Genomic DNA, 18,827 nt, shown 5'->3' on the forward strand with positions numbered 1-18,827 from the left:
TTAGCCCTTGAACTCCGTGATTCCCTCGATGGCGGAGGGTTCAACGTCACGGTACGCGTCGCGTGCGATGACGCGTTTGTGTACTTCGTCCGCGCCGTCGATGAGACGGAACGCTCGCACGTCCTCGTAGAAGTCCGCAAGCGGCAGGTCCTTTGCGATACCGTTGCCGCCGCACAGTTGCAAACAGTCGTCGATAACGTCTTGGACGACGTTCGCGGTGTACACTTTCGACATCGAAACGGGAATACGCGCCTCTTCGCCCGCAGCGATGCGTCCGGCGGCGTCTCTGACCATCGTCCGCACGGCGTGCAGGCGCGTTTCAGCCTCGGCGACGGTGAACCGTACCGACTGCTTCTCCGAGAGCGACGAGTCGAACGCTTCCCGTTCTTTCGTGTACGCTTTGGCCACCTCCAGTGCGCGCGTTGCCATCCCGGTGTACCGCATGCAGTGCGTCAGACGCGCCGGACCGAGGCGTTGCTGGGCGTGTTCGAATCCACGGTTCTTCTCGCCCAGCAGGTTCTCTTCGGGCACGCGGACGTTCTCGTATCGGATCTCAGCGTGACTCGACCCGAGCAGGTCGCCGCCAACGTGGGGGATGTCGCGGACGATTTCCACGCCGTCGGCGTCGGCGGGGACGAGAAAGAGCGATGTCCCCTCGTAGGGATGTGCCTCGGGATCCGTGCGCGCCATCACGATGAGCACGTCCGCCTCGCTTCCCTGCGTCGTCCACCACTTGTGGCCGTCGATGACCCATTCGTCACCCTCTTTGCGCGCCTCTGAGCGAATCATCTTCGGGTCGGATCCACCGCCCGGTGCGGGTTCGGTCATCGAGAATCCCGAGCGAATCTCGCCCGCCACGAGTGGCCGGAGATACTCCTCTTTCTGTGCCTCGGTGCCGACGAGTTCCAGCGTGTGCATGTTCCCCTCGTCGGGCGCAGCGATGCGCATCGCCGACGGTCCGAGGAGACTCCGGCCCGCCTCCTCGAACGCCGGCAGCACGTCACGGAAGTTCAACCCCTGCCCGCCGTACTCCGCAGGAATCTGCGGGGCATACAAATCCCGTTCGCGCGCCTCCTCGCGGAGGGCAGCTATCTCTTCGTCGGGCACCGGACCGTCCCCGAGGTAGTCGCGCTCGACCGGGATTACACGCTCGTCTACGAACTCCCGGACGCGTTTTGCGAGTTCGCGCGCTGTCTCGGTATCGTCGTACTCCATACGACATCCACGGAATAGAACAGTGTAAATCTATTTCCCGATAGAGGTTATTTTTGGTAGCGGAGCTGAACACAGTGACCGACGACGCGTACTTCCGGCGACTCGTGGACGTAGACGCCCTCCGTTCGTATCTCGAAACCGAACTCGGCCCGGAGTCGGCCTTCGACGTGGAACGGCATCCGGCGGGCCACTCGAACGAAACGCTGTTTCTGACGTGGGGGGCTCGTGATCTCGTTATTCGCCGTCCGCCACCGGGTGAGACGGCTGAGACAGCGCACGACGTACTCCGCGAATATCGTGTCATGGACGCGCTACAACAGACACCAGTTCCCGTTCCGGAGACAGTGCTTGCGTGCGACGACCACGACGTTCTCGGGAGCGACTTCTACGTCATGTCGCGTGTCGAGGGCGACGTCCTTCGAGACGAGGTGCCCGAACGGTTCGCTGATGAGGAGTCACGCCATCAACTTGGCTACGAACTCGTGGATACGCTCGCGGATATCCACGAGGTAGCTCCCGAGTCGGTCGGATTGGACGAGTTCGGGCACGCGCCGGGGTACACCGGACGGCAGGTCGAACGCTGGGGTAAGCAACTCGCGTGGGCGTTCGAGCGGACTACTGAGAAGCGCGCCGTCCCCGTCCTGCGAGAGGTGGGCGACTGGCTAGCGGAGAACGCTCCGACGGACCACCCCGAGACGCTGGTCCACGGCGACTACAAACTCGACAACGTGATGTACGCCCCGGAATCGGATCCGAATCTCGTCGCCGTCTTCGACTGGGAGATGAGTACGCTCGGCGACCCGCGTGCGGACCTCGGATGGATGCTGTCGTACTGGCGGGATGCGAAGGATCCCGATCCGGCGATTCCCGAACTGGAGACGACGTTCATGGAACGGTCGGGTTACGCGACGCGGCGCGAACTCGTCGAACGCTACGAGGAACGGACGGGAATCGAGTTCGAACACCACCGATTCTACCGCGCACTCGCCGTCTACAAACTCGCGGCCCTCGGAGAGATGTTCTTCCGCCGGTATCTGGAGGGTAACAGCGACGATCCGATGTATCCGCTGATGGAAGAACGCGTCCCGGCGTTGGCTGACCGCGCAAAGCGCATCATCGATGGCGACGAACCCCTCTGAGGCCGCGGCCCTTACTTTTCATCTCTCCATCGTACAAGTCCAGGAACACGACGCAACGCATTTGTAACGCGTGTATCAACTCACAATACACACTGCCCTCCGATTATGTCTGCAATCGACGCTACTGACCTCACGAAACGCTACGGGAACACGCTCGCCGTCGATGGTCTCTCGCTCGATATTCCCCAGGGAACCGTCTACGGCTTCCTCGGACCGAACGGTGCGGGCAAAACCACGACGATGCGGATGCTCACTGGACTGTTGCGACCGACTGACGGAACGGCCACTGTCAGTGGTGCGTCCGTCGCGGATCGGGACAAACTGCGCCCGCGAATCGGATACCTACCCGAGGAGCCACCGTTATATGAACAGGCGACGGCGTACGAACAACTCGAATACGTCGGTGGCCTCCGCGGTCTCTCGGCTGACGACGTTCGCGCTCGCGGAGACGAACTGTTCGACGCGCTCGGTCTCGACGTCGGTTCCTCGGACCGCATTGCTGATTTCTCGAAGGGGATGCGACAGAAGGTGGCGTACGCGCAGACGGTCATGCACGACCCGGATGTTGTCTTTCTCGACGAACCCACGTCAGGGCTGGATCCGCGAGCGGCCCGGACGCTTCGTGACCGGATTCAACGACTCGCGGACGACGGGACGACGGTGTTTCTCTCGACACATATCCTCCCGGTCGTCGAGGAGGCGGCCGACACCGTCGGTATCCTCTACGGCGGGTCGCTGGTCGCTGAGGGCTCTCCCGCGGAACTCGTCTCACGGGCCGAGAGCGGTGGCGGCGGAACGCTCGAAGACGCCTTCCTCGACGTAACGAGTGCCGACCCGACTGCGGACGACGATGCGGAGCGATCAGTGACACGGGACAAGGAGACAACGGTCGATGTCTGAACCGGGTTGGGTGCAGAACACGATTCGAATCGGCCGCTTCGAGTTCAAACGCTCGTTCCGGGGCCTCCGTGAGAGTACGGGTCGATTCATCTTCACGATTCTCAGCACGCTAGTCCCGTCGGTGATGTTCCTCTTCATCGGTTTATTGCTCGTGAGTGCAATTTCCACCGACACAATCGCTATCTCGGACGGGCTTCGCGGCACGGTAGCGATGTTCTGGTCGTTCGCTGTCTTCCTCGTTACACAGCGGGTGGTTTCCACCTATCCCCGACCGGAGGCGGAGTCGTTGTTGCTCACCACGGCCTCCACGCGAAGCGTCGTGTTCGGCCTTGCTCTCGCGGAAACCCTCCGCGTCCTCGCCTACGCTATAGCGCCGATTCTCGTCCTCGCGGCACTGTTAGCCTATTCCATCGGGTCGGTCGTACTCATGGCCGTCGTTCCGCTCGTTGTCGTCCTCCTCGCCGTCACGGCTGTTGTGACTGGTTCGCTAATCGGCTACGGTATCGCGCTTCTCCTCGCCACCTCGCCGTTCGTCGCACGGCACAAGACGGCGCTCAGTGTACCCGTTGTCCTCGTCTTCATGGGTGTGTTTTTTGTCTTTCAGGTCCCCGAAACGCTGGGCGTGAGTCGTTCGGCGTTCGGTTGGCTCCCGATGGGGTGGCTCGCCGACCTCGTGGCCGTCGGCACGCCGCTTTCCGGGTCCTCGGTCAACGCCGTCGGCGCGTTCGCGGGATCGATTCTCGTCCTCGTTCTCGGCGGCGTCCTCCTCGAACGCGAGGCGACAGCGTTGTGGTTCGGTGACGAGGTAGACCCAACGGCGACGACGGACGAAAGCGGAATCGATTCACCTGTCGCTGACGCGGGAAGCAAGACTCGAACGTGGACTGGACTCCGTACCGCTATTTCACCGCTCGTCATTCCGTCTCGAATCGACCTCCCGACACGCCGCGTCGCTGAAATGACGCTCCTGCGCGCCCGCCGGGACCCGCGCCGACTCTCGTTCCTCATAATGCCGTTGGCCGTCCTTGTGGGGCCGTTATCGACTTCTGGGTCGTTTTCGAGTCTGCTCGAACAACTCCCGATTCTCTGCGTTACGTTCCTCCCGTGGATTTTCGGTGCGGCGATGACACTCAACCCGCTTGGTGACGAGGGGTCGGTTCTCCCGGTGACACTCGTCGCCGCGACACCCTCGCAGTTCATCCGTGGCATTCTCCTTCCGGGCGTCGTCTACGGCGCTCCGGTCGCCGCCGTCATCACCGCCGTCACCGCTGTTGGTGGTGGTTACTCGCTCCCCGTCGTTGTCGGTCTGGCGGCTGTCGCGGCGTTCGTCACGCTCGTCGCCGCGCCCGCGGGTGCCGCCGTCGGCGTCTACCTCCCCCGATTCAGCGCTGTCAGCGTCGGGCAGAGTAACGATGTACTCCCGCCCCGGACGAGCGCGATGATTGTCCACGGAATCCTGATAATCCCGCCTGCTGGACTCCTCGCGTATCTCGTCGCTTCGCCGGGCGTCGCCGAGTTCGTTTCCGAGATACTGCCGATAGTGACCCCGACAGCCGTTAGATTCGGTGTGTCGGCGGCTGCCGTTCTTGTGGGCGTCCTCGTCGGACTCACCGGCTACCGAACCGCGATTCACCGCGTCCGCGATTACGAACCCACCTGAGTCGGATGCCCACCTGAATCGGGTGATTGCGTTACTCGGTTTCGTCGAGTCGTTCGAACAGTTCCGGATCGGTTTGGAACTTCAAGACGTTGTGAACCGCCGAGTTTCGGAGGTTAGACACGACCTTACCGTGGTTTTTGTAGAACTCGTGAATCCACTTCGACTGGGCTTGCGCCGACTCGAACATCATCACCGACTTCCACTGGTACTCGCCGTCCGAGAGGAAATAAAAGAGCGTGTGCGGGTCGTCGCGGATGTGGACCATCGCGTCGTGCCACTCGTCGGCAAAGTGTTCGGGGTCGAACTTGAACTCGAACAGCGCGAAGGTGTAGTACTCCTCGTTCGGGACGATGGCCTCTCGGAAGACGCCTTCCTCGCGCATCCGACGAATCGTCTCCGAAATCGTGACGTGCGACACGTCGATGTCGTGTTTCTCCGCGAGAATCTGCGTTAACTCCCGCGAAGAGCGCTGCGGGTCCGCCGCTAACTCGCGGAGGATGACGGTGTCGCGCTCTTTAAACGTCCAGTCGGGGGCGTCGTCGTTCATTCTCGTCTCGGTGATTTCTGTCCCGGGTGGTGTCGCTTTCGGTCTGCCATCCACGTTGGGCCGAAGTGATTGTGAGTGGTTGCTCGTCTCTCCCCTAGAGTATCTGGTCTGCGATGATGTTCTTTTGAATCTCGCTCGTCCCCTCGTATATCTTCGTAATGCGGGCGTCGCGGTAGAACCGCTCTGCGGGGTGGTCAGTGACGAATCCGGCTCCCCCGTGAACCTGTATCCCCTCGTCTGCAACATCGACTGCCTGCTCGCTGGCGAACAGTTTTGCCATGCTGGCGAATTTGGCGGCCGTCTGGTCGTCACCGTCTTCGACGTGCGTCGCCGCCCGATACGTCAGCGACCGCGCCGCTTCGATGTTCGTCGCCATCTCGGCCAGTTTGTGGCTGACCGCTTGATACTCGTGTATCTTCTGCCCGCCCTGTTCGCGTTCGTTTGCGTAGTCGGTCGCGGCGTCCACTGCCGCCTGTCCGACGCCGACGGCCTGTGCGGCGACGCTCGTTCGACCACCCGCGAAGAAGGTCATCAGTTGGTAGAAGCCCTGATCTACCGCGCCGATCACGTTCTCCGCAGGGACGCGAACGTCGTCGAGGACGACTTCAGCGAGGTCGGAGGCGCGGATGCCGAGTTTGTTCGATATTTTCGTCGTCTCGAACCCGTCGAGATCAGTCGGGACGAGAAACGCCGTGATTCCTCGGTGGCGCTCGCCGGGCGTCGTCTTCGCCATTACGACCGCCACGTCCGCGATGGTGCCGTTCGTAATCCACATCTTCGTCCCGTTCAGGACGTACTCGTCACCATCTTCTTCCGCACGCGTCTCGATACTAGCGACGTCCGAGCCGTGGGCCGGTTCGGAGATGCACGAACACGTCGCTGTGTCGCCGGCGGCGACTTTCGGCAACCACTCTTCTTTCATCCACTCGTCGCCGAATTTCTCTATCATCGTCGTGCCGAACCCGCGGGACCCGATTGCGCTTCCGATACCGGGATCGGCACGCCACAGTTCTTCGGTGATGACGGCCGTTGTCAGCATATCCATCCCGGCACCGCCGTATTCCTCGGGGATGCTCGGCGCGACGAGGTCGTACTTCGCCGCTTTCTCGACCAACTCGTGGGGGTACTTTCGCTCTTCGTCGTGTTCGCGGGCGACAGGTCGGATCTCGTTCTCGCCGAACTCTCGCACCACGTCTCGAATCGTCCGTTGCTCCTCGTTCAGTTGGAAACTCATTTGTTGTCACCTCGAATGGCCGCATCGCGTTCGCGCAGTTCGAATTTCTGTACCTTTCCGGTGGTCGTCCGCGGCAGTTCGTCGATGAACGACACCTCGCGGGGGTGTTTGTACTCCGCGAGATTTTCCAGACAGTACGCTTTGACCGCCTCGGGCGTCACCTCGGCGTCCGGGACAGGGACGACGAACGCCTTGACCGTCTCGCCGCGACGTTCGTCCGGAATACCGACGACGGCGGCGTCCGCGATGTCCGGGTGTTCGAAGAGGAGTTCCTCGATCTCCCGCGGGTAGACGTTGTAGCCGCCGGTCACGATCATGTGCTTCTCGCGGTCAACGATGTAGTAGAAGTCGTCCTCGTCGCGGTAGCCGATATCCCCGGTGTGGTACCAGCGTTTTCCGTCTGCTTCGGTGAACGCTTTCTCGTTCGCGTCCGGGAGGCCGTGATAGCCTTTCATCACGTTCGGTCCGTGGATGACGAGTTCGCCCGTAATCTCGTCTAAGTCGATCTCCGCTTCGTTGACCGGTCCTTTCTCGACCGGCGGCACGTCCTCGAAGTTCTCGTCTACGATGCGAGTGTCGAGACCGTCGAGAGGTTTGCCGATGCTTCCCGGCCGTCGCGTGCCGGGATAGTTCGCGTGCGTTACCGGACTCCCTTCGGTGAGTCCGTACCCTTCGTACAGTTCGACCCCGAACAACGATTCGAACTGCCGCATCACCTCGATTGGGAGACTGCTCCCACCGGAGTTGGCAAAGCGAATCGAGGAGGTGTCGTACTCGTCGGCGTCCTCGAAGTTGATGAGGTCGTTGAACATGGCGGGCACGCCGTGCAGTACGGTCAACTCCTCGGACTCGATGAGCGCCAACGACTCCGCCGCGTCCCACGACGGAAGAGGATAGTAGCTCCCTCCCTCGAACAGCGTTCCGATCATCGTCACCGTCATTCCGTAAATGTGGAAGAGCGGGAGGACGCCGAGGTACTTGTCGTCCGGTCGAACGCCGTCCGGCATCAGTCTCGCCGTCGCCCGCGCGTCCCACGCGAGGTTGTGGTGTGTCAAGAGGACGCCCTTCGGCTTCCCCGTCGTCCCCGACGTGTACGGTTGTACCGCCACGTCGTCGTCGTCGCGTTCGACTATCTCTGTGCCTTCGTCCGCGAGGAATTCCTCGAACGGAATCGCACCCTCTGCTTCGCCGCCGACGCTCACGACGTGCTCGACGTCGGTCTCGTCGCGGACGCTGTCCACGAACGGAACGAGGTCGGCGAGTGCGACGACGACAGTGGCACCGCTGTCACCGAGGAGATGCGAAATCTCCCGCGTCTTGTACTGTGGATTCATCGGCACGACGATACCGCCCGCGTGAAGTGTTCCTTGGAATGCAGTGACGAACTGCGGAAGATTCGGAAGGTAGACGGCGACTCTGTCTCCCGGTTCGACGCCGTGGTCTTCCAACCCGGCCGCGAATCGGGAAACCATTCCCCATAACTGCTCGTAACTCCACTCCTGCCCGCGGAATCCGACGGCCGTCTCGTCGGGAGACGACTCGGCGGTCGCCGCGATATCCTTGACCATGTTTGTCATTCTCGACCGTTTGGGATATCCGAAAGCAGAGGACAAAAGTGTTCGCCAAAAATTTAGCAACGATTAGCTAATCGGCTTTCGAATTTTGTACCGTTAGAAAATAAGTCGGTGGCGGGCGTAACGCGCGACGGTAACACAAGTCGGCACACAAGACACCCTGTCCCACTCGCTGCTGCGGTCAGTCGATCGCGTACGGTTCGGCACTGAACGCCGGAAAATCAAGCGCCAGTAGACGTTGGCTTAGAGTGATCGCAGCGTCTGTATTTGAGACTGTATCGACCCAGGCAGTAGGAAAGGCGGTTGCTCCAAACCGGGCCCCGAGCAATGCACCAGTAAGTGCCCCAATTGTATCTGCGTCCCCACCATGGTTGACTGATTCACAAATTCCCTCACGTGGTGACTCTGCCGTGAGCCCATGGTATAAGGCGGCATGGAGGGTGCTGATTACGTAGCCGCTATCATATGTGGGTTCGGTTGCGCGCCAGTTTGAGACTCCGTCTTGCAGTTCACTGGGGAGTCGATGCTTGTATTCCTGTAGGAACGGCGTTAGTTCGGGTTTGTCGCCGCGAATGAGTTGTGCGACAATATAATTAAACAACGCACAGGACCACTGACATCGTGTATCATAGTGGGTGATTGCAGAGATCACTCGACTCCCGCTGACCAACGACTGTGGATCTGCTCGGAATGCCACTGCAATTGGTGTACACCGCATGAGACTGCCGTTCCCTGCATCACGTCCGTCAGGTGCCTGCATCGACGCCTCATAGCTTGCAAGCGACCAGTCTTTCCCAGCAGCGATCTTTTCAAGCACATCTCTGGTTAAGTACCCGACATCAAGTGGCGAACTCCCTAACCAGTCTACAAACCGTGCAGACACGTCTTCGGGATCTAGTCGGTGGCAGTCAACCAAACTACGCGCCGTCCGAAGTGTTAGCTCGGTGTCGTCGGTCACAGTGCCTGCTGGCCGTGGCGGACGTCCGCCGTCTACGGGCCCGTCTATCGTTCCGAATTGTTCGCTGACAGCTGTTTGGGATACAAACTCGACAGGCCGGCCAATTGCATCACCACACGCAACCCCAACAAGGACGCCAGCGGCACGGTCCTGTACGTCTTCAGGTGGCACTAAAACGAACCGCGATTAGTCGCTTGCGTGGAATTCACGCTCGACGTTCGAAGACTCTCGGGCCTCAAGTGCTGCTGTCACACGGTCGAGCTTGTCGTCCAGTTCGTCCTCTGAACAGTTTGTGAAGCGCGTATTCTGCGGTTCTGATTGCTGACGATAAGCTTGCAGCCACGTGAGGTCTCGGTCGTGGCTTACCCGGACCTGGATTGGATCCTTGGGGATGGAATCGATCGAGCGGTCTCGAACAACCGTTCGATCAAATGGGGCCCCTCGGTCGCCAGGTTGGTCACTCATACATTGACAACTTAATTGGTACAATAAAGAAGCTTTGCTTTTTTCAATATCTCTTTGCAAGGCTACGCGCCGAGATCTCGGGGGCCAACTACGTATTCCGCATAGTTCGAGAGTACTTCGATCGTTTTGGGGGCGAATATTGACTCCGCTGTAATGTAGTCAATCCAGTTCCACAGTCGCTCATTTGGATCTGGCGCCTGTACTGTCAAATCCATCTCTGTCTGTATGTCCTGTTCAACGGTGATATCAAGCAGATCAGCAATATCCTGATGCTGGACTTCATCTAATCTCACAGGCGTACTCAGCAACTGGATCGTCCGCCGGAGTTTTCGGGGCTCGCGATCACTGTCACGGTCATAAAAGTGGACCAGAAGCTTGTCTATGGGGAGTTGGATTGCTCCTGTCAGGACGTGGAATTCACATTCTAATCCCGTATGTGCGGGTGGTTGGAAAAAACAGTCCGGCGCAAAGGCGATGCCTGTTCGCTGGGGATCGAACTCACAGACAACTCCTCGAGAAAAGCCACGCGCAACCTGTTCTCCAAGCGAAAAGCTACTGACAACTGCTGATTCGATTTCGATCATCTGGCTGTCGGGTTGCTCTAATACTGCAGTCACAATGGGTGCAATCTCCTCTGGATAGAGCCCCCGGTAAAGCCCTCCCCTATATCCAGTTTGCTGTGAGAGAAACACCTGCGTTAGTCGATAGAACTCACGGTAGACATGAAACGACTCGCGTGGAAGCGGTTGAACCGATTTTCCATCACCCCGAATATATCCTGAACAGCCCAGTGATTCCCGAACGACGTGGTCGTATGTTTGACCAACTGCTGGCTGATTACTCGCAGTCTTCATATGGTCTAATAAATCTTGAACCTCTCTGGCGGGAGTTTCACCATGCATGGCTGCAACTGCGTCGATAAATTCCTCTACGACCTCGTCTTTCAATTTGTAATATGTCGGCGTAGCTTGGGAGATACAGACCTGCTGGGAGAGATCAAGCCCGAAATCGTCTTCAAAAGTACTGAGAGGGTCAACGAGTGGTAAATTAAGTTCACCTGCCATTTCGGTCATTCTGTGGTTATTTCGCCATACGTTCTTGTCCACGGCATATAATGATCGTGATAACGTTCTGTCGGGCTGTTAGGTCCCAATTCGGGCGGCTCCTGAGACGGTGGGCAGTCCGAGCGTCACTCTTGAACGCCGGGCACTGTATCAGGAAAGACCCATTTACCGCTGATTGCTCTCACCGAGTCAGCAATCACCGGGAAGACATGGCACCCGTCCGCCTCAGAGTTTCTCTGCGGCGAGTGCTTGTTCGGACCGGCGGGTCGCTTGGTCGAGTCGGTTGCGCGCGGCGTTCGCTGCCGGGTCAGGCAGGCCGTCGCTCGCCGCTTCAAGTCGGTCCTTCGCTCGCTGAAGGTTATCCGTGGCGGCTTCGAGTGCCTTGTCCGCTCCCGGTGCATCGTTCGATTCGGCACGCTCTGCGGCTCGGTCGGCGGCCGCCGCGATGGCTTCGAGCGATTTCGTCAGGCCGTGGATGGCGTTCGCGCTGGGTCCACCGCCGGTACCGGAATCGTCGCCGCCGCTCTCGTTTTTGTCTCCGCCGCTTCCGTTTTTGTCTCCGCCGCCGTCCGTCCCTTCTGCCGCCTCCTGCACCGTCGTTGCCGTTTCACGCGTCACATCTGCGAGGAACGAGGCGAGAGACGCTTTCCCCGTTCTCGGTCGGTCGATGGTAACTGACGGCTCCTCCGCCGGATTGACCCTGAACGCGCCGATGGCGTCGTCGGTGTCGCGGACTTCGGTCGTGTACGCGCCGCCGCGGTGGACGTAGACGGCGTCAGAGCCGTTTACGGGCGAGTCGTACAGTCGCCCGGCGAAGTCGTCTTCGACGGCCACGTCGGTCAGCGTCGCATCGGTTCCGTCAGCATCCACGCGTAGCTTCACGGCGTCACCCGACGCAACCAGTGGTATCTCGCCGTCTACACCCGCAACGGCGACACCCGGCGGCGTCTGGTCGGCTTCGTTTTCGCTTTCGGTTTCTTCGGCCGTCGCGTCGTCAGTGCCGCCCGCCGCTGTCTCCGTTTCAGTCGCGTTGTTTGTCGCTGTCTCGTTCTCTGTCGCGTCGCTGACGCTGAGTTGCTGACTGTACGGTGCCGCACCGGCTCGGTTGACAGTCAAGCGGTGTTCGCCCGGCGGTACGTCTCTGAGGAGGGCGACGCCGCCGAACGTCGGAACTGCCTCGGGGTCGCTTTCCAAGAGGGCGACGGCCTCTACGTTCGACGTTTGGGTTGTGAGCCCCTCGTTTTCCGGCGCGTCGTCGGTCGTCACGGCTTCTGTCACCGCCGCGACGACGCTGCCGACCGAACCCGGCGCACCGATTGCATCGTACTGTTCCGCCAGCGCGGCCCGGTGTGCCGGTTCGGTGATATCCGCCGCCGGATCCTCGTATCGCTCTTGCGTCCACGGTGCGTCTGTCGTCGTCAGGTGGCCAGCAATGGCGTCCTCGGCAAACTGGGTAACGTTGAACTCGAAACTCAACTGTGTGCCGGTGAACGCCGTGAGATGTTCGACCTCTGTGGCTGGAACCAGTTCGTACGTCTCGTCTCCTTCAGGGTCGTTTCGGCCCTCGAAGTCGAGAGCGAGTCCCGTTTCGCGGCCGGGAAGGTCCGTCGGCGGCGACGTGAGGTCGTCGAACGACCGGATGGTGAGTGCCTCGGGGACGAGCGTATCACGCGTGACCGCGGGGAGTCGCTCGTGTTCGTACACCGGTTTCCCGTCCAGTTCGGGGACGACGAACGGCAGGCGGAATCCCTCGTCGCGCGGTAGTCCGTACGCCGCGGGAACGTTCTCGAGCGAGGACAGGCCGCGAATCGCCCGGTTGGTGATGTCGGCCGAGATGTCGCCGACGGAGACGCGCTGGAAGCTCTCTCGCTCCTCGTTCAGCGAGAGCGCACTGGAATGTGACCCCAACTCCGAGAGTATCCTCGGGACTTCCTCCATCGGATCGAGGTGTTCGTTGTTCGGCACGCGCCGGGAGTGCGAACTCGCGACGTGTAACCGTGCGCTGTCGCGTTCGGTATCGATGAAAACGTGCACTACTTCCCAGTCGTGCCAATGGAAATTCGTCGTGAACTGGTCGAACGCCGAGTAGAACCAGTACTGGACCACAGTCAGTGGCGACTCTTCGTACGACCGGACGTTGTAGAACACCGTCGGGTCGGGAACGGGCGTTTCCGTCGCACGTTCGCTGTAGCCGTCGAGGGCGTCGAACCCCTCGACAACAGGTTCGCCGTCGCTCTCGGACTCGTACGGTCGGGGGTCCGTCGGGAACCAGCGCTCGTTTGCGTCGAAGTACAACACCGGTGCGTAGCGCTCGGCCAGCGTCCGCGCCTCGTCCGTCGGAACCGCGGTGGTAGTGGCGTTCGGTTCGCTTTCTGTCGCCGAACAGCCGGCGACGGCCGCAGCGCTCGCGCTGGCAACGGCTGCGAGGAGTCGTCGCCGTGTGAGTTCGCTCCCGCCGTCCGTCACGGCGACAACCCTCCTGTCACGGTCGGTAGGTGGTGCCCGGAGATGCTCCCGAACGTGTCGTGATTCACAACACTGGGTACGAGAACACCAGAATAGGTCTTGTGGTCCTGAACCACTTTTTGTCGGCTGAGTACCACGTTTGTCGTCCGGATGCCGCCGAATTCACCGATACGGTGTCGCTAACTCACCCATGCGAGAGAATCCGGTTGGCGGACACTCCGCGCCGCGGAATCGGTAATTTCCAAATAGTTGTAATCTAGCTAATACTTATGGTGTTTTCGTTCGACTCGCCGGTATGCGTGCCGCAGTGTTAGAGGAGTACGGCGAACCGCTCAGTATCGAAGACGTGGCTGCACCTGATGCCGCCGCGGACGGCGTGGTTGTCGAACTGGAGGCCTGTGGCATCTGCCGGAGCGACTGGCATGCATGGCAAGGCGACTGGGACTGGTTAGGTCTCAAACCGCCGAAAGGCCAGATTCTCGGCCACGAGCCCGCCGGACGCGTCGTCGGAGTTGGATCTGACGTGGAGACGGTCCGCGAGGGTGACCACGTTGCGATTCCGTTCAATCTCGGTGACGGAACCTGTCCGCAGTGCGCTAACGGCCACGGAAACACCTGCGAGAACGTCGTCCCGCTCGGTTTCGCTGAGGTAGCGCAGGGAGCGTTCGCAGAGCAGGTACACGTCCCGGCCGCCGACTACAACGTCGTTGGTCTGCCCGAGGGCGTCTCGTCTATCGATATGGCCGGTCTCGGTTGCCGGTTCATGACCTCGTTCCACGCGCTCGCTCACCGCGCGGACATCGAGGCGGGCGACTGGGTTGCCGTCCACGGGTGCGGCGGCGTCGGTCTCTCGGCCGTCCACATCGCTGATGCACTCGGCGGCAACGTCGTCGCCGTGGACCTCGACGACCAGAAACTGGAACTGGCTGAAGAACTCGGCGCGGCGGCGACGGTGAATGCCAACGATGCGGGGAGCGTCCCCGGCGCAGTTCGTGCTATCGCGGACGACCACGTCGGCGTCTCGGTCGATGCACTCGGTATTCCGGAAACGTGCCGGAACTCCATACAGAGTCTCGGTGCACGTGGGCAACACGTCCAGATTGGGCTGACGACCGAAGCGGAAGGCGGTACTATCGAACTACCCACGGACGCGATGGTCATGAGCGAAATCGAGTTCATCGGGTCGTTGGGGATGCCGCCGACGAAGTACGACGAAATATTCCGGATGGTAGCGAGCGGAAAACTCGACCCGAGTGCCGTCGTCACGGACCGTGTTGCCCTTGACGACGTTTCCGAGACACTTGCCGCGATGACGAACTTCGAAACGGTTGGCATCCCGGTTATCGACGAATTCTGAATCTCGTCCGGAATCTCTCACCCGTGAGATTCAATACTGATAAGATAAAACAGGTTGATAGAATACCCTCTGGTGATAGTAGTGCCGACACAAACCCACCCCGTCGCGTTTATACTCGCCGTCTTCATGGACGTGACGTTATCGGTTACGATGCCAGTATCAGTTCTTGTATTCTGGCGTGTCGCGCTCGGTCCGATTGGGATCATGGAGTCGGTCATCTGCGTTGTGATCGGACTCATCGGGTACATCTTCGCACGCGGTATCGTCCTCCCGCGACGATTGTTCGTCACACAGGCTGACGACGCTAAAGAGCCAGAACGGCCGCCGCCGCCGGACTGATCGTTCTCCGCTCCCGGGACGAGGCCGACGCATACTCACGACTTGCAGTCAACTGCTTTCTCCGGCAACTCGACATCAAGGAGGATAGAGACCGGATGGTCGAAGCATTCGATGTGACTGGGTCGTCGAAGTGTTCGACGCACCCGGGCAGTAGCGCCAGCGGGTGAGTTCAGGCACGCTGGGTGCGTTTACGCATCACTTCGGCGATACCGGCGTTAGCCGAACAGTTCGGGCAGGCGCGGACCGCCCCCGAGTCGTCCGCGAAGACACGGACGAACCGCTCGGAGACGTGCGTACTGCAGTGGTCACACGTCGCCATTCTCTTGCTCCTGTGCTGCGGTCATCTGTGTGTTCCTCGTTCTCAAGGTAGTCGAAATACCTAATGAGCATTTTCCGGTTTTTCACCCAAATTCGTGGTAGATCTTCGCCGAGCGGTCGGATACTTCCGGCTCCGAGGGGCTTTTGCTCGTGCCGATGCAAGGCGACGTATGAGCGATACGGAACGTGCGACACTCGGTGGTGGCTGTTTCTGGTGTCTCGAGGCACCGATGAAAGAACTCGTCGGCGTCGAGTCCGTTACCTCGGGCTACGCCGGCGGCCACGTCGAAAATCCCACGTATGAGGAAGTTTGCGAAGGAACGACGGGCCACGCCGAGGTTATACAGGTCGAATTCGACCCCGAGGAAATCAGTTTCGCGGAACTCCTCGAAGTGTTCTTTGCGATTCACGACCCGACGACTGAGGACCGGCAGGGCCCTGATGTCGGATCGCAGTACCGTTCTGCGGTGTTCTATCACACCGAAGCGCAGCGTGAAACGGTCGAATCGCTCATCGACGAGATGAACGAGTCCGGCGTCTACGACGACGACATCGTCACCGAAGTCGCGCCGCTCGATACGTTCTATGAGGCCGAAGAGTACCACCAGGACTACTACGAGAAGAATCCCGACCAGCCCTACTGCGCGGTTCAGATTCCACCGAAACTGGAGAAAGTCCGCGAGAAATTCGAGGGGAAGGTCCGCGGCGTCAACTAATATTCACGCCAGCGTTCACTCGGCCCAGCGGTAGATTTTTATCAACTGAGTGAACACACAGTGGGGCGGACGTGCCACCGCGGCCGGTGGACTTCCCGTAGTCCAGTTCCAACGATGACACCGCCAGCCACTGAAGAGACGACCGAATCGACGGCAATCGGCCCCATAACTGACCTTGACGCTCTCCGAGACGCCGGTGTTCCGTTCTTCGAGGAGACAGACACTGTCGAAGAAGCGCAGTTCGAACTGCTCGACAACCTCGATGATTTGGCTCCTGTCGGTGTCGTCAACGAGGACGGCGAAGTGTTGGTCATGCGCGTCAGCGAGGACTGCACGCCGAAGATTCCCTCCGCGGCAGTCGAACCGGGTGAGGACTACGCGGCGGTGGCCCAACAGTGGGTACGCCAACAGGCGGGTATCGACGTGACGCTCGACGGTGTTGAGGGCGTCTGGACGGTTACGGTTCGTTTGGAGGACGAAGCACGCGAGGCGACCCGGAACTTCGTCGTCTTCGCGGCGACACCGGAAACGGGCGATGCGGCAGTACACGAGGGCGACGCGTTCGAAGCCGACTGGTACGCAGAACTCCCGGACGACGCGGCCGACGTACCGGGAACGAACCGCTTTTTCGACTGAGGAATCTGTCCCCCGCTCTTCGATTTCGGAACTTACCCTCGGAGCAACAGCATCGCTGCGACCAGCAAGCAGACGACAAGTCCGCCGAACGCGTACGCGTAGGAGGCGTAGGTAACGACGACGCCGACGTACGCTGGACCGAGGGCGTTCGCTCCGAGAAACAGGGCGCGCGCCGCGCCAAGGTCAGCACCCATTCCGTCGGCGGGCGCGTCGTCCATGATAATCGCGTCTGCGAGCGGGAACCCGGTTTTGTAGCCCGCGGCGGCGACGACAGTTGCCGCGAGGAGGCCGACAGTCGATGTGGCAAGGGTCAGACCGGCCAGTGCGACGGCGGCGAGGAGCAGACCGCCGACAGCGATGCTCCGGCGCGAGTACCGGTCGCCGAGACCGCCAGCGAGCGGTTTGACGGCGAGACCGACGAGGAAGACGACGGCAAACGTTGCGCTCGCCTGTCCGTCCGAGAACTCGTGGGCGCGAGCGAGATACGTCGGGAAGAAGTTGATGAATCCGCCGACCATGAAGTAAAACAGCGAGAACGCAAGCAGCGTCCCGCGTTGCTCGGAACTGGCGACGAGGCGGCGCACCGTACTCACCGCGTCGAGCGAGGACGAGCCAACGCGGAACGTTTCGCGCGTCCAGACCGCGTACAGTACCGTGACGACGGCGAGAATGACGGCGACTGGGAGAAACGGCGTCCGCCACGTCGCGTAAGTGAGCGCGAGGACGGCGATACCCGAGGCGAGCAAGCCGCCCACGTCCGTCCCTGCGGCGTAGATGCCGAGTGCGCGGCCGCGACGCGCCGTAAACAGGTCCGAGACGAGCGCGCGCGACGGGATGGCGAATAGCCCTTTGCCAAGCCCGACGACGACGGCGGCGACAACGAATATGGCGAGACTGGTGGCGACGCCGAACAGGAGGAATCCGACGACAAGTATCGCCAGCCCCGGAAGGATGAGCGTCGTCCGGTTCCAGTTGTCGGAGTACTCGCCGCCGGGGTACTGTGTCAGCGCGTAGACGCCCTGAAACGCCGCGAGCGTGAGACCGGCCGTCGCTTCAGTAATTCCGAGGTCGCTGATAATGGCCGGAAGGAGCGGCGAAAGGAGGAATCGGCCCATCTGGAGAACGGCCCAGCCGAGGGAGACGGCAAGCAGCATCCGTGTCGCGTACGTCCGGCCGTCGTCCCTCGTCGTCTCTGTCACGTTTGAGACTCCGGGATGGGGGACCACGTGGCTTCTGATTCCGGAAGCCTTCGCAGGTGCCGACAGCTTCTGTCCCGCCGGCAACGACGTTTTTCAGAGATTCGACGCGCCGGACCCGCCGTCGATGGGGACGGCGACGCCGTTGATGTACTCCGACTGCGGCGACGACAGGTACGCGACAGTGCGTCCGAGATCCATCGGATCTCCGATGTGACCCACCGGAATTCCCTGTCCCCAGTCGTCGAGTCCGTCTTCGTAGTCCTCGTATTCGCCGCGTTCGACGCCCTGTTCGATGAGTTCCTCGATTCGCGGCGTTTCGTGGGACCCCGGGAGGACGGCGTTTGCCCGTACTTCGGGAGCGAGTTCCTTCGAGAGCGTCTTCTCCAGTCCGATAACGCCCATTCGGACCGAATTCGAGAGGACGAGACCGTCGATGGCCTCCTTGACGCTTCGAGAGGTGATATTCACGATGGTCCCGCCGTCGCCCGCCCGAAGGTGGTCTGCGGCCGCGCGAACGGACCGGACAACGCTCATCACCAACAGGTCGTACGCTTCGTACCAGTCGTCGTCGGTCGTCTCCATGAACGGTCCCGACGGCGGGCCGCCGGCGGAGGTGACGAGATGATCTAACCGGCCGAACTCCTCGACAGGGCGTTCGACCAGCGCCTCGATGTCCTCGGGGTCGGTCAGATCACCTGTCTGCCCGACCACAGTTGCGTCATCGGCGGCATCGGCTTGCACCTCCGCTACTGCCGATTCGAGTCGGTCCTCGTCCCGGCCGTTCATTACGACGTTCACGCCTTCCTGTGCCAGTGCGCGCGCCGATGCGTTACCGAGTCCGCTACTCGACGCCGTCACCAGCGCCGCGTTCCCTGCGATTTCGAGGTTCATACGGATAGGCTGGTGTGACTCCCTCAAAACGCTACCCGTGTCGGTGGCTTTCGCGGTGTTTTGTTCGGAATGGACACTCAGTATTCGGTTGAGTCTTCACTCGCTGCTCAGTAACTACGCGCTGTGTTTCTGGACCAAACGGCTGTGCT

The 18,827-nt window shown here is 60.8% G+C and carries 17 protein-coding genes; 7 read left to right on the top strand and 10 right to left on the bottom strand.

From position 1 onward, the window contains the following. Positions 1-1,215 carry an acyl-CoA dehydrogenase family protein gene (locus tag HBOR_RS18755; protein WP_006055834.1) on the bottom strand — a complete coding sequence of 405 codons (1,215 nt, stop codon included), beginning with the start codon at positions 1,213-1,215 and terminating at the stop codon, positions 1-3. 74 nt (positions 1,216-1,289) lie between these two features. Here HBOR_RS18755 and HBOR_RS18760 point away from each other — a divergent pair, with 74 nt between their 5' ends. From HBOR_RS18760 to HBOR_RS18770, 3 genes are all read left to right on the top strand, one after another. After that, positions 1,290-2,354 carry a phosphotransferase family protein gene (locus HBOR_RS18760; RefSeq protein ID WP_006055835.1) on the top strand — a complete coding sequence of 355 codons (1,065 nt, stop codon included), beginning with the start codon at positions 1,290-1,292 and terminating at the stop codon, positions 2,352-2,354. A 105-nt stretch (positions 2,355-2,459) separates the two neighbouring features. Continuing rightward, entirely contained in the window at positions 2,460-3,254 is a 795-nt protein-coding gene (locus HBOR_RS18765) for an ABC transporter ATP-binding protein (protein WP_006055836.1), read from the top strand. Further along, on the top strand, positions 3,247-4,914 hold the full coding sequence (locus HBOR_RS18770; protein ID WP_006055837.1) for a hypothetical protein: 1,668 nt from the start codon (positions 3,247-3,249) through the stop codon (positions 4,912-4,914). Before HBOR_RS18765 ends, HBOR_RS18770 begins: the two co-directional genes overlap by 8 nt. A gap of 31 nt (positions 4,915-4,945) precedes the next feature. On the opposite strand, the gene HBOR_RS18775 is transcribed toward HBOR_RS18770, so the two are convergent. The 6 genes from HBOR_RS18775 to HBOR_RS18800 all read right to left on the bottom strand — a co-directional run bounded on the left by HBOR_RS18775 (position 4,946) and on the right by HBOR_RS18800 (position 13,222). Next, positions 4,946-5,461 (bottom strand): Lrp/AsnC family transcriptional regulator, encoded by a 516-nt coding sequence (locus HBOR_RS18775; RefSeq protein ID WP_006055838.1) that lies wholly within the window; start codon positions 5,459-5,461, stop codon positions 4,946-4,948. A 94-nt stretch (positions 5,462-5,555) separates the two neighbouring features. Further along, positions 5,556-6,695 carry an acyl-CoA dehydrogenase family protein gene (locus HBOR_RS18780; RefSeq protein WP_006055839.1) on the bottom strand — a complete coding sequence of 380 codons (1,140 nt, stop codon included), beginning with the start codon at positions 6,693-6,695 and terminating at the stop codon, positions 5,556-5,558. After that, positions 6,692-8,272 (bottom strand): long-chain-fatty-acid--CoA ligase, encoded by a 1,581-nt coding sequence (locus tag HBOR_RS18785; RefSeq protein ID WP_049890746.1) that lies wholly within the window; start codon positions 8,270-8,272, stop codon positions 6,692-6,694. Before HBOR_RS18785 ends, HBOR_RS18780 begins: the two co-directional genes overlap by 4 nt. A 178-nt stretch (positions 8,273-8,450) precedes the next feature. Then, the gene (locus HBOR_RS19595) at positions 8,451-9,398 is read right to left on the bottom strand and encodes an ADP-ribosylglycohydrolase family protein (protein ID WP_006055841.1); all 948 of its coding nucleotides are present in this window, start codon (positions 9,396-9,398) and stop codon (positions 8,451-8,453) included. 356 nt (positions 9,399-9,754) lie between these two features. Next, positions 9,755-10,765: a hypothetical protein gene (locus HBOR_RS18795; protein ID WP_006055843.1), complete on the bottom strand. Its 1,011-nt coding sequence runs from the start codon at positions 10,763-10,765 to the stop codon at positions 9,755-9,757. A 216-nt stretch (positions 10,766-10,981) separates the two neighbouring features. After that, positions 10,982-13,222 carry a hypothetical protein gene (locus HBOR_RS18800; protein WP_006055844.1) on the bottom strand — a complete coding sequence of 747 codons (2,241 nt, stop codon included), beginning with the start codon at positions 13,220-13,222 and terminating at the stop codon, positions 10,982-10,984. A 295-nt stretch (positions 13,223-13,517) separates the two neighbouring features. Between HBOR_RS18800 and HBOR_RS18805 the strand changes: the two genes are divergently transcribed. After that, positions 13,518-14,579 carry a zinc-dependent alcohol dehydrogenase family protein gene (locus HBOR_RS18805; RefSeq protein ID WP_006055845.1) on the top strand — a complete coding sequence of 354 codons (1,062 nt, stop codon included), beginning with the start codon at positions 13,518-13,520 and terminating at the stop codon, positions 14,577-14,579. Between the two features lie 81 nt (positions 14,580-14,660). Beyond that, positions 14,661-14,918, top strand: coding sequence for a hypothetical protein (locus tag HBOR_RS18810; RefSeq protein ID WP_013440816.1), 258 nt, complete (start codon positions 14,661-14,663; stop codon positions 14,916-14,918). A gap of 169 nt (positions 14,919-15,087) precedes the next feature. Here HBOR_RS18810 and HBOR_RS20150 read toward each other — a convergent pair whose 3' ends face one another. Further along, positions 15,088-15,237, bottom strand: a complete 150-nt coding sequence (locus tag HBOR_RS20150) for a DUF7563 family protein (protein ID WP_006055847.1) — start codon at positions 15,235-15,237, stop codon at positions 15,088-15,090. 169 nt (positions 15,238-15,406) lie between these two features. Here HBOR_RS20150 and msrA point away from each other — a divergent pair, with 169 nt between their 5' ends. Next, positions 15,407-15,952 (top strand): peptide-methionine (S)-S-oxide reductase MsrA, encoded by a 546-nt coding sequence (gene msrA / locus HBOR_RS18815; protein ID WP_006055848.1) that lies wholly within the window; start codon positions 15,407-15,409, stop codon positions 15,950-15,952. A 114-nt stretch (positions 15,953-16,066) separates the two neighbouring features. Next, on the top strand, positions 16,067-16,588 hold the full coding sequence (locus HBOR_RS18820) for an NUDIX hydrolase (protein ID WP_006055849.1): 522 nt from the start codon (positions 16,067-16,069) through the stop codon (positions 16,586-16,588). 32 nt (positions 16,589-16,620) lie between these two features. Here the strand turns inward: HBOR_RS18820 and HBOR_RS18825 are convergent, their stop codons facing one another. Together HBOR_RS18825 and HBOR_RS18830 are read right to left on the bottom strand one after the other, a co-directional pair. Then, the gene (locus HBOR_RS18825; RefSeq protein WP_049890759.1) at positions 16,621-17,742 is read right to left on the bottom strand and encodes an MFS transporter; all 1,122 of its coding nucleotides are present in this window, start codon (positions 17,740-17,742) and stop codon (positions 16,621-16,623) included. Between the two features lie 138 nt (positions 17,743-17,880). Then, positions 17,881-18,678 carry an SDR family oxidoreductase gene (locus tag HBOR_RS18830; RefSeq protein ID WP_006055851.1) on the bottom strand — a complete coding sequence of 266 codons (798 nt, stop codon included), beginning with the start codon at positions 18,676-18,678 and terminating at the stop codon, positions 17,881-17,883. Between the last annotated feature and the right edge of the window lie 149 nt (positions 18,679-18,827).

It is taken from the genome of Halogeometricum borinquense DSM 11551 (genome assembly GCF_000172995.2).
Taxonomy (GTDB): Archaea; Halobacteriota; Halobacteria; order Halobacteriales; family Haloferacaceae; genus Halogeometricum; species Halogeometricum borinquense.

Coding starts and splice junctions, on each gene's coding strand:
- HBOR_RS18755 (WP_006055834.1), bottom strand. CDS start 1,215: ATGGAGTACGACGATACCGAGACAGCGCGCGAACTCGCAAAACGCGTC.
- HBOR_RS18765 (WP_006055836.1), top strand. CDS start 2,460: ATGTCTGCAATCGACGCTACTGACCTCACGAAACGCTACGGGAACACG.
- HBOR_RS18770 (WP_006055837.1), top strand. CDS start 3,247: ATGTCTGAACCGGGTTGGGTGCAGAACACGATTCGAATCGGCCGCTTC.
- HBOR_RS18775 (WP_006055838.1), bottom strand. CDS start 5,461: ATGAACGACGACGCCCCCGACTGGACGTTTAAAGAGCGCGACACCGTC.
- HBOR_RS18780 (WP_006055839.1), bottom strand. CDS start 6,695: ATGAGTTTCCAACTGAACGAGGAGCAACGGACGATTCGAGACGTGGTG.
- HBOR_RS18785 (WP_049890746.1), bottom strand. CDS start 8,272: ATGACAAACATGGTCAAGGATATCGCGGCGACCGCCGAGTCGTCTCCC.
- HBOR_RS18795 (WP_006055843.1), bottom strand. CDS start 10,765: ATGACCGAAATGGCAGGTGAACTTAATTTACCACTCGTTGACCCTCTC.
- HBOR_RS18805 (WP_006055845.1), top strand. CDS start 13,518: ATGCGTGCCGCAGTGTTAGAGGAGTACGGCGAACCGCTCAGTATCGAA.
- HBOR_RS20150 (WP_006055847.1), bottom strand. CDS start 15,237: ATGGCGACGTGTGACCACTGCAGTACGCACGTCTCCGAGCGGTTCGTC.
- msrA (WP_006055848.1), top strand. CDS start 15,407: ATGAGCGATACGGAACGTGCGACACTCGGTGGTGGCTGTTTCTGGTGT.
- HBOR_RS18820 (WP_006055849.1), top strand. CDS start 16,067: ATGACACCGCCAGCCACTGAAGAGACGACCGAATCGACGGCAATCGGC.
- HBOR_RS18825 (WP_049890759.1), bottom strand. CDS start 17,742: ATGCTGCTTGCCGTCTCCCTCGGCTGGGCCGTTCTCCAGATGGGCCGA.
- HBOR_RS18830 (WP_006055851.1), bottom strand. CDS start 18,678: ATGAACCTCGAAATCGCAGGGAACGCGGCGCTGGTGACGGCGTCGAGT.